This window comes from Deltaproteobacteria bacterium (genome assembly GCA_005879535.1).
Taxonomy (GTDB): Bacteria; Myxococcota; Myxococcia; order Myxococcales; family 40CM-4-68-19; genus 40CM-4-68-19.
Genome location: VBKI01000103.1, coordinates 1 through 9244 on the forward strand (window position 1 = coordinate 1; position 9244 = coordinate 9244).

Consider the following 9244-nt stretch of genomic DNA (forward strand, 5'->3'; position numbering starts at 1 on the left):
AATCCCACGCCACCGGAGGAGGCAGCGAGCTTCCTCCGGCAGACGGAGGTCTTTTCGTGAAGATCCTCTTCGTCGCGTCCGAGGCGGCGCCCTACGTGAAGACGGGCGGGCTGGGCGACGTGATCGGGGCCCTTCCCCGGGCGCTGGCCGGGCGCGGGCACGACGTGATGGTCATCATCCCTCGCTACGGCGTCATCGACGGGCCCCAGTTCGGCCTGCGGGACACCGGTCGGCGCGTCGAGGTGCAGTTTCCCAACCTGAACGCCGGCGCGCACATCCACGTGCACGCTCCGGCGGAGCGTCTGCGGTACCTCTTCCTCCAGAATCCCTGGTACGACCGCCGCGAGCTCTATGGCGAGGGCGCCAAGGACTACCGCGACAACCACAAGCGGTTTGCCCTTCTCTCCGCCGGATCGCTGGAAGCGGCGCGGCAGTGGAACTTCATTCCCGACGCGATCCACGCCCACGACTGGCAGGCGGCGCTGGTGCCGCTGATCGTCAAGCGCGGGTGGGCGGGCAGGCCGTCGCCGGTCCGCGCCCGCTGCGTCTTCACCATCCACAACATGGCGTACCAGGGCGTCTTCCCGCGCGAGGCGATGAGCGAGCTCGAGCTGCCGGCGGATCTCTTCAACCCCGACGCGTTGGAGTTCTACGGCAAGCTCAACCTCATGAAGGCGGGTCTGGTCTTCGCGGAGAAGCTGACCACGGTCTCACCCACCTACGCGCGCGAGATCGTCCACAGCAACGAGGTCGGCGCGGGGCTCGAAGGGCTCTTGCGGCACCGCCAGGGCGACCTGACCGGCATCATGAACGGCGTCGACTACGACCGCTGGAGCCCGGAGAAGGATCCCCTGATCCCGCAGCATTACTCGCCCCAGGATCTGTCGGGGAAGGCGGCCTGCAAGGCGGCGCTGCAGCAGGAGGTGGGTCTCGATCCGGCGGCCGGGACGATGCTTTGCGCGACGATCGGCCGGCTCGCGCACCAGAAGGGTTACGACGTCCTCGCCGAGACCGTGCCGAGCATGATGGAGCGCGGCGTCCAGCTCCTCTTGCTCGGAACCGGCGACGCGGTGTTGGAGGAGCAGTTCGCGGCCCTCGCGACCCGGTATCCAGGCCACGTCTCCGCCCAGCTCCGCTTCGACGACAAGCTGGCGCACCGCATCGAGGCGGGTGCGGACGTGTTCATGATGCCGTCGCGCTTCGAGCCCTGCGGCCTCAACCAGCTCTATTCGCTGCGCTACGGGACGCTGCCGCTGGTTCACGCCGTGGGTGGCCTCAACGACAGCATTTCCGAGGGACCGCAGGGGTGGGGATTCCGCTTCGAGAAGGAAAGTCCGGCAGGTCTTCTCGAAGCTCTGGACCGGGCGCTCGTGCTCTGGCGCGACAAGGCCGGCTGGCGCGCCGCGCAACAGAGGGCGATGGCCCGCGACCACTCCTGGGAGCGGGCGGCCGGCCAGTACGAAGCTCTGTACCGCATGTAACCGTCGGCTTGCGCCCGAAAAAACCCCGCGCTACAATCTTGATGAAATTGAGACGCATTCTCAATTTCACCCCCGGGGCGCCTTGATCCTCTGCATCTGCCACTCCGTGACCGACCGCGAGATCGACGCCCTGATCCGCGACGGCGCCCGCTCCCTCGCCGAGGTGTCCCGCGCGAGCGGCGCCGGCGGCGACTGCGGATGCTGCCGGCGGATCATCGAGCAGCGCATCGACCGCGCCTGCAGCGGCAACTGCGCCGATTGCCCTCGCCGTGACCCTGAGCTAGCTTCCGCCGCTCTCTGATCGGAGGGGGCTCATGAAAGGCGACAAGCAGGTCGTTACGCTGCTCAACGACGTGCTCACGGCCGAGCTGACCGCCGTCAACCAGTACTTCCTCCACGCCCGCCTCTGCCACCACTGGGGCTTCGATCGCCTCGCCGAGAAGGTGCGCAAGGAGAGCATCGAGGAGATGAAGCACGCCGACGAGCTCATCGACCGGATCCTCTACCTCGAGGGACTGCCCAACCTGCAGCGGTACGGGAAGGTCAACGTGGGCCAGACGGTGCCCGAGCAGTTCCAGCTCGACCTTCAGGTCGAGTACGACGCGGTGAAGCGGTTCAATGACGGGATCGAGGCCTGCCGCAGCGCAGGTGACAACGGGACCCGGGAGATGCTCGAGCGCATGCTCCGCCAGGAGGAGGCCCACGTCGACTGGCTCGAAACCCAGCAGGAAACCATCAAGCAGATTGGCGTCGAGCGCTATTTGTCCGAGCAGATCAAGTGATCTGGCGCTGAAGACCTAGACTCGGGTCTCTTTGGGGAGCTGCGAGAGATATTCCTCGACGAGCTGCTTCTGTTTGTTTTCGTCGAGATTCATCTGCACAAGGCGGCTGGCGGCCTCGATGGCCAGGTCCACCGTCTGCGAGCGGAGCTCGGCGAGGGCCTGCCGCTTCTCCTCGTTGATCGTCTTGCGCGCCGCCTGGAGCAGGTCCTCGCTCTCCTTCTTCGCCTGCGCCATCAGCTCGGCCTTCGCGGCTGCCACTTCCTGCTGGTTTCGTCGGATCAGCTCCGCCGCCTCCGCGCGCGCCTTTTCCAGCGTCGCCTTCATCTCCGCCGACGCGGCCTCGGCCGCGGCGCGTTCCCTCTTCGCCGACTCGATGGCCTCGGCGATGGCCCTCTCCCGCGTCTCCAGCATCTGGAGGATGGGGCCCCAGGCGAACTTGCCGAGCACCACCAGCAGGATGAGGAAGGTGAGCGCGGTCCAGAAGCTCAGCGCGAAGTTGACGTCGGTCAGGCCCGCTGCGACGACCATCGGAAGTCCTCCATGAAGCGGGGGCCTTGTATCACAGGCCCCCGCCCGCTGCTGGCTCTCAGGTCTTCACGGCCAGGATGATGCACACCACCTCGGCGAACAGGGTGACGCCTTCGATGAGCGCCGCCGCGATGATCATCGAGGTGCGGATGTCGCCGCCCGCGGCCGGCTGGCGGGCGGTGCCCTCCATGGCGGCCGCGGCGAGGCGGCCGATGCCAAAGCCGGCGCCGAGCACCGCGAGTCCGGCGCCGATGCCCGCAGCGAAGTAGCCAAGCGAGAACTGGTTCATGTCAGACTCTCCACTTCCAAGGATGCCTCTGGCCCCGGCGGCGGGGAGCGGCATGTTGTCGCGGGGTGTGGACCCGAGGCCGCCAGAAGCCCAGCCCGCGTCTTCGCCGAACGGCGAAAATCAGTGTGCGTGCTGCGTCATCCCGATGAACAGCGCGGACAGCATGGTGAACACATAAGCCTGCACGAGTCCCACGAACAGCTCGAGCATGAAGATGCCGAGCGCGAACGCCACCGACACCGGCGCAACGTAGACGGAGAGGAACAGGGTCAGCGCGATGAGGAAGAAGATGACGATGTGTCCCGCCACCATGTTGGCGAAGAGACGGACGGTGAGGGCGAACGGCTTGGTGAAGAGTCCGAAGAACTCGATCACGAACATCAGCGGCCAGAGGGCCCCGGGGACGCCGGAGGGAACGAGGTGCGTCCAGTAGCCGACCGCGCCCTGCGCGCGCATGCCGGCGATCTGCGTGAGCACGAACGTGAAGAGCGCGAGGACGACGGTGACCGAGACGTTTCCCGTCGCCGTCGAGATGCCGGGAAAGCCGCCGAACGCCGGGATTGGCAAGAGGCCACAGAGGTTCATGAAGAGGATGAAGAAGAACGCCGAGCAGAGATAGGGCGTGTAGAGATTCGCGTGGTGGCCGATGTTCTTCACCGAGATCTCGTCCCGGATGAACATCACGAACGTCTCCAGCAGGTTGTACCCGCCGCTGGGGATCACCGCGCGCTTGCGGGCGCCGAGGCCGACGACGATCAGCAGGATGCCGGCGGCGATCCACATGTTGATCACGTGCTTGGTGATGTCGAGGCGGATGTAGCGGTGGCCGGCCCAGAACCCGAGCGGGACCACGACCTCGTCCTGGACGTGCTCGAAGATGTGCTCGGCGATGCCACCCTTGTGCTCTTCACCGCTCTTCTCGTGCTCGCCCTTGCGCTCTGCCCCGGGAGCTACTTCCTGATGGCCCAGCGTCGCGCCGTGCTCGCTCGCCGCCGGGCGGTTGGTGTCGCGCACCGGAACACCCTGCCGCTGATGGCCGGGTTGCGCCTGCGCAAGCAGAAGGGTCGCGAGAAGGACGATCATGGAGTGGCTCCCTGCGGCCTCGAGCTGGCGTGGACGAACAGCACCTCGATCACCTGGGTTGCGGCATACAGCGTAAAGAAGGCGGCGGCGAACACCAGCGCCGGATTGCCGCGAGCGCCGGACGCGATCAGCCCCGCCGCGACCAGCGCGGCGCGGCAGAGAAATCCGATGGAGAATGCGGCCAGTACGCCGGTTCCACCCTTGGCGACTGCCCGCGCCAGCGCCGAGAACGCGCACAGCGCTCCGAGGGCGGCTGCTGCGGCGCCGTACAGCGCCGGACCTCGCGCATCCTGCGGCAGAACCAGCGCGGCGGCGATTCCGAGCGCGCAGACCACGGCGCTGGCGATCGCGAACGGGAGCGCTTTGCTTCGCGGCTCGCTCACTTGCCCCCCTTGCCGATCTTCGCCAGGATCTTGAAGAAGAGATAGAAGCCCATGCCGATTCCGAACAGCGCACCGGAGACCAGCAACCAGGGGCCGGTCGCGAGCTTCTTGTCGAGCCACCATCCCAGAAGCGTTCCGAGCCCGACGGCGCCGGCGAGCTGCCAGCTGGCGTCGATGTAGGGACCGGCCTTGCGATAGGAGGAGGCGATCCCCTCCCCGACGCCCTCCCGACGGTCGCTCTGCTCCTTGCCGGCCACGCGCCCTTCCGAAAAAAAGCAGCGCCGTTTAGCACGCGCATACAGTGACAGTCAAACCGCTCGTGTTATCCTTGCGCTCGTGCTCCGGCCGTACAGCAACCTGCTCGGAAGCTCGCGTTCCGCGCACCGCGCGACCCTGCGCGCCGAGCGCCTGAAGGCCGTCTGGCAAGTCGCGCGCGCCCTGAAGGCCATCGTGTCGGTGACAGTCAATGCAGCCGTCGAGCTGGTCCTGATCTGCTGCCTGCCGCTCGCCTACCTGGTGTCTACGTATCTAGTCGTGGATCTGCCGGCTCGCTTCATCGGACACCGGGGAGCGTACGGAAAGGTGGGCGCGCTTCTCTTCGTGGGGGCGCTTGGAATAGCGCTGATCGGCATCGCGCGCGCCGTCCAGGATGCGCCGCCCGTCGCGCCGGTGCGGCCGAAGTTCGCGAAGGCCATGTTCGGGCTTTCCTGGCTGGCCGCGCTGCTGTGCACCATCGGCGATCTGGCGGGTTAGGAGAGCGCTCCCGCAAACGCGGCGACCGTCGCGTCGATCTCCTCGCGGCCGTGAGCGCTGGACAGAAAAGCCGATTCGAACTGGGAGGGCGGCAGGTAGACGCCGCGCTCAAGCAGCGCCCGGTGCACGCGGGCGAACCGCGCAACGTCGGCCCGCTTCGCCGTCGGGTAATCGTAGACGTCCTCGCCCGCGAAGAAGAGGGTCCACATCGAGCCAATCTGGTTGATCCGTGCCGCGACGCGGGCCCGTTTCAGCGCGTCCCGGAGGTGCGCGCAGAGCTCTTCGGTCCGCTGCTCGATGCCCTCCGTGAATCCGGGCTGGGCGACGAGGTCCAGCATCGCGATGCCGGCGGCCATTGCCAGCGGATTCCCCGAGAGCGTGCCGGCCTGGTAGATGGGACCGTCGGGCGCCACCTGGCCCATGATGTCGGCGCGGCCACCGTACGCGCCTACCGGCAGCCCTCCGCCGATCACCTTCCCCAGGCAGGTCAGGTCGGGATCGATCCCGAATCGTTCCTGCGCCCCGCCGCGGGCGACGCGGAAGCCCGTCATCACCTCATCGCAGATGAACAGGGCCCCGGCGCGCCGCGTCTCCTCGCGCAACGCCTCGAGGAACCCGGGGCGCGGAAGCAGGACGCCCATGTTCCCGACCACGGGCTCGACGATCGCCGCCGCCGTTTCCTTGCCCCGCGGACCGCGGAAGAAATCACGCACCGCCGCCGCGTCGTTGTACGGCAGCACGGTGGTGAGGGCTGCGACGGCTTTCGGAACGCCTGGAGAATCGGGCAGCCCGAGCGTCTCCACGCCCGACCCTGCGCGGACCAGCAGCGGATCGGTGGCACCGTGGAAGCAGCCCTCGAACTTGACGATGCGCTCGCGTCCGGTGAAACCGCGGGCGACGCGCAGCACCGACTGCGTCGCCTCGGTCCCCGAGTTGACGAAGCGGAGCTTCTGCATCGACGGCACCAGCGCCCGTACCTTCTCGGCCAGCACGCTCTCGCGCGCGGTGGGCACGCCGAAGGTGGTCCCCAGCGCGGCGGCTTCCTGGATCGCTTGCACGATCTTCGGATGCGCGTGCCCGGCGAGAAGCGGCCCCCAGGAGAGCACGTAGTCGATGTACGAATTGCCATCCTCGTCGTGGAGGCGCGCCTTCTCGCCCCTGGCGATGAAGACCGGGTCGCCGCCGACTCCCCGAAAGGCGCGGACGGGCGAGTTCACGCCGCCCGGGAACAGCGACTTTGCGCGCTCGAATTCGCGCCGCGACTTCTCGAGCTTCAGGGAAGGCATGGCGGGCAGGTTATATCCTGCCTGCCGGGCGAGGGGCTTAGTGAGTCGAAGCTCGCCCCTGCGCGTAACCGCGATCCCACACGGCGGACATGTTGTGTGGGCTCACGGGGCTTCCGCGCTGCAGGCGCCGCTCGGCGCGCTCGAGCGAGAACTGGACGGCGTCGGGAGAGTCGTGCCGGGGGAGCGCCGCCGTGTACGCCTTGACGGCGCCTTCGTCGTCGCCCAGTTCCGCCATGCAGTTGCCCTTCTCGAAGAGGGCCTCGGCGGCTTTCTGCGTGTCGTGGAACTTGCGCTCGACAGCATCGTAGGCGGCGATGGCGTCGGCGTGGCGTCCGGAGAGGTGATAGGTGGAGGCGGAGAGGAGCGCGGCGGCTGCCGCGAGGGAGGACTTGGGCCAGCGGCGCTGGAGCTCGGAGGCGGCGGCGCGGGCGTCGTGGAACTGGCCTTGCTCGAGCAGCGCACGGGAGATCCTCAGCTGGGCCATATCGGCGCCCTTCCGGCCCGGCGCCGTCGCTACCTGATCCCTCCAGGCCTCGAGGGCGCCCTTCACGTCGCCGATGCGCATGTCGAGGTCGCCGAGCCTCTCCCGCGCCTCGAATGCTTCGGACGCCATTGGATACCGCTTCACCAGCTCCCGGTACTCGACGGCGGCGCAGCGCGGGTCATCGAGGTAGACGGCGCAGAGATCGCCCGCCAGCTTCAGCGCGCCGCGGCGGACGGCGTCGACCTTCTCGCCTTGCTCGTCGCGCAGAGTCAACAGAATCGCCCGCGCCTCGAGCAGTGCCGTCTTGTGGTGTCCGGCGAGGGCGAGATCTCTCGCATGCTGCAGACGGGCTGCGGGCCGCCCGCAGGCCGCGAGCAGCAGCGCAGTCATCGCGATCGAGATCGTGCGCCTCACGACTCAATGCGGTACCACCGGCCGCCACTCGCCGCAACGCGGCATTCGTGAGCGCGGGTGCCGCGGTGTGGGTCTTTCAGCGCCGGTACTTCGGGACGCCGAAGTTGTGCGTGAGGCCGTCCTGGGTCGTCCAGAAGATCGCTCCGTGCGCGATCGATGGCCCGCCGTAGGTCGCGTTCTGTGCAGCCGGCTCGAACCTTCGGAGCAACGTGAGGTCGTTGGCGTTCAGGATCTCCAGCCAGCTCGAGTTGTTGTCCAGAGCGGTCGATTCCACGACGAGGATTTCGCCCGCCAGCGCGAGAGGCCCGAGGACATATCCCGGCGTATAGTGCGTATGCAGAACGTTTCCGTTCGTGGGGTCGAACGCGACGACGGAACCCGGCGCCTTGCCGTCGGGCGTTTTCCCGCCGGCAGCGTAGAGGACCCCGTGCGCGAACGCGGGCGTGGAGATGCTGCCCCAGCCCAAAATCGGATCGACTCCCACTCTGGGATTGTTGGGATCGATTTGCGCCATGCGATAGGTCCAGACCGGCCCCTGGCTGAGCGCGTCGCGCCGTAGGACGTATAGATTGCCGTCCTTGCTGGTCGCCGCGACGAGCTTCATCCCTCCGGCGTCGAACGGCGTCGGCGAGCTGCCGAAATCGATGTCTTCCACGTCGGACGGGTTTTGCCAGTGATCCAACACCTGGAGCGTCTTCGGATCGAGCGCGAGGAACGCCTGCGCGTAGGGCGTGGCGCTCCTTGAACCCTGGCGGTTGCCGGTGGTTGCATAGATCCGGTTTTCGTCTTCGACGATGGTGATGCTGCTCCAGACCGTAGCGCCCTGCTGCCCGGGATTGACCAGCGACTGCGACTGGACCGCGCCCGTCGCCAGATCGATGGCGACGATGCGACCGGCGACCTCGCACTGCAGGCCCGCCGACGAGGCGACGCCGACGTAGAGGCGTCCCAGCCGGGTCGAGACCGCGGGCGAGGACTGGATGAATTCGCCGTTGGCAGCCGCCGACGGATGGGCGACGCGCGCCGGCGCCCAGACGTCGGTGCCATCTGAGGCGCGGAGCGCGTAGACGTTTCCGTCCGGCGACGCGACGTACACGACGCCGTTCGCGATCGCCGCGGACGCCCAGAACCCGGGCTGCTTGGAGTCTTCGCAGTTGGTGACGATCGGCAAGTTCAGCGTCCTCGACCAAAGCTCTTTGCCCGTCGATTCCTCGATGGCCTTCACTTTTCCGCTGAACGCCGTCGTGTAAACGACGATCCCTTCGGCGGCCACGGCTTGCGTGTACACGTACAGGTCGAAATTCTGTTGCCATAGCGGAGTCAGATTCGCGACCTCCGCGGCCTCGAAGACCCCGGGATTCTCTGACCTGCCGAGAGGATCGTGGCGGTACTGTCCCCAGTCACCGCCGCCGAGCGGACCGGCGTCGGGACCTGCGTCCGGACCGGCATCCGGTCCGCCATCGGGGTTGCCTGCGTCCGTACCGCCGCCATCCGTCGGCGGCGTGATGATTCCGGAGCCGCCCCCGTTCGACCCGCACGCGAGCGCGCAGAGCAGGATACCGAACAGTGCTGTCCGTCGCATCCGCCTTCCCCCGGACCGGGAAGGTGGACAGCCGCCGTGCACCGGGCAAGGCCCCTACTGGTCGCCGTCGGGGGGCGAGCCGTCGTCGTCTTCGTTGCCTGCCTGCTCGGTCACGACCGCGGCTGCGACGTCCGCTTCCCGTTCCTCGGGAGCACGCGTCGCGCCGACGACCTTCTCGC

Annotated in this window: 12 protein-coding genes; 4 read left to right on the top strand and 8 right to left on the bottom strand. The window is 67.7% G+C overall.

All coding sequences use genetic code 11. The annotated features are described in order from the left end of the window. Window positions 1-56 precede the first annotated feature (56 nt). The 3 genes from glgA to bfr all read left to right on the top strand — a co-directional run bounded on the left by glgA (window position 57) and on the right by bfr (window position 2263). Window positions 57-1481, top strand: a complete 1425-nt coding sequence (glgA, locus tag E6J58_23865; protein TMB31982.1) for a glycogen synthase GlgA — start codon at window positions 57-59, stop codon at window positions 1479-1481. Between the two features lie 82 nt (window positions 1482-1563). Next, window positions 1564-1782: a (2Fe-2S)-binding protein gene (locus E6J58_23870; GenBank protein ID TMB31983.1), complete on the top strand. Its 219-nt coding sequence runs from the start codon at window positions 1564-1566 to the stop codon at window positions 1780-1782. Between the two features lie 13 nt (window positions 1783-1795). Further along, entirely contained in the window at window positions 1796-2263 is a 468-nt protein-coding gene (gene bfr, locus E6J58_23875; protein ID TMB31984.1) for a bacterioferritin, read from the top strand. Window positions 2264-2278: 15 nt separating this feature from the next. On the opposite strand, the gene atpF is transcribed toward bfr, so the two are convergent. The 5 genes from atpF to E6J58_23900 form a co-directional block, all read right to left on the bottom strand. Then, complete coding sequence (atpF, locus tag E6J58_23880) at window positions 2279-2791, bottom strand: F0F1 ATP synthase subunit B (protein ID TMB31985.1); 513 nt, start codon at window positions 2789-2791, stop codon at window positions 2279-2281. Window positions 2792-2849: 58 nt separating this feature from the next. Next, window positions 2850-3080 carry an ATP synthase F0 subunit C gene (locus tag E6J58_23885; protein ID TMB31986.1) on the bottom strand — a complete coding sequence of 77 codons (231 nt, stop codon included), beginning with the start codon at window positions 3078-3080 and terminating at the stop codon, window positions 2850-2852. Between the two features lie 120 nt (window positions 3081-3200). Beyond that, entirely contained in the window at window positions 3201-4163 is a 963-nt protein-coding gene (gene atpB, locus E6J58_23890) for a F0F1 ATP synthase subunit A (GenBank protein ID TMB31987.1), read from the bottom strand. Continuing rightward, window positions 4160-4546, bottom strand: coding sequence for a hypothetical protein (locus E6J58_23895; GenBank protein TMB31988.1), 387 nt, complete (start codon window positions 4544-4546; stop codon window positions 4160-4162). Before E6J58_23895 ends, atpB begins: the two co-directional genes overlap by 4 nt. Next, window positions 4543-4854: an AtpZ/AtpI family protein gene (locus E6J58_23900; GenBank protein TMB31989.1), complete on the bottom strand. Its 312-nt coding sequence runs from the start codon at window positions 4852-4854 to the stop codon at window positions 4543-4545. Before E6J58_23900 ends, E6J58_23895 begins: the two co-directional genes overlap by 4 nt. A gap of 28 nt (window positions 4855-4882) precedes the next feature. Here E6J58_23900 and E6J58_23905 point away from each other — a divergent pair, with 28 nt between their 5' ends. Beyond that, on the top strand, window positions 4883-5299 hold the full coding sequence (locus tag E6J58_23905) for a hypothetical protein (protein TMB31990.1): 417 nt from the start codon (window positions 4883-4885) through the stop codon (window positions 5297-5299). On the opposite strand, the gene hemL is transcribed toward E6J58_23905, so the two are convergent. The 3 genes from hemL to E6J58_23920 form a co-directional block, all read right to left on the bottom strand. Next, window positions 5296-6585, bottom strand: coding sequence for a glutamate-1-semialdehyde-2,1-aminomutase (hemL, locus tag E6J58_23910; GenBank protein ID TMB31991.1), 1290 nt, complete (start codon window positions 6583-6585; stop codon window positions 5296-5298). The two genes, E6J58_23905 and hemL, sit on opposite strands and share 4 nt — an antisense overlap. 37 nt (window positions 6586-6622) lie before the next feature. Next, window positions 6623-7483: a tetratricopeptide repeat protein gene (locus E6J58_23915; GenBank protein ID TMB31992.1), complete on the bottom strand. Its 861-nt coding sequence runs from the start codon at window positions 7481-7483 to the stop codon at window positions 6623-6625. A 76-nt stretch (window positions 7484-7559) separates the two neighbouring features. Then, window positions 7560-9065, bottom strand: a complete 1506-nt coding sequence (locus tag E6J58_23920; protein ID TMB31993.1) for a hypothetical protein — start codon at window positions 9063-9065, stop codon at window positions 7560-7562. Window positions 9066-9244: the final 179 nt, after the last annotated feature.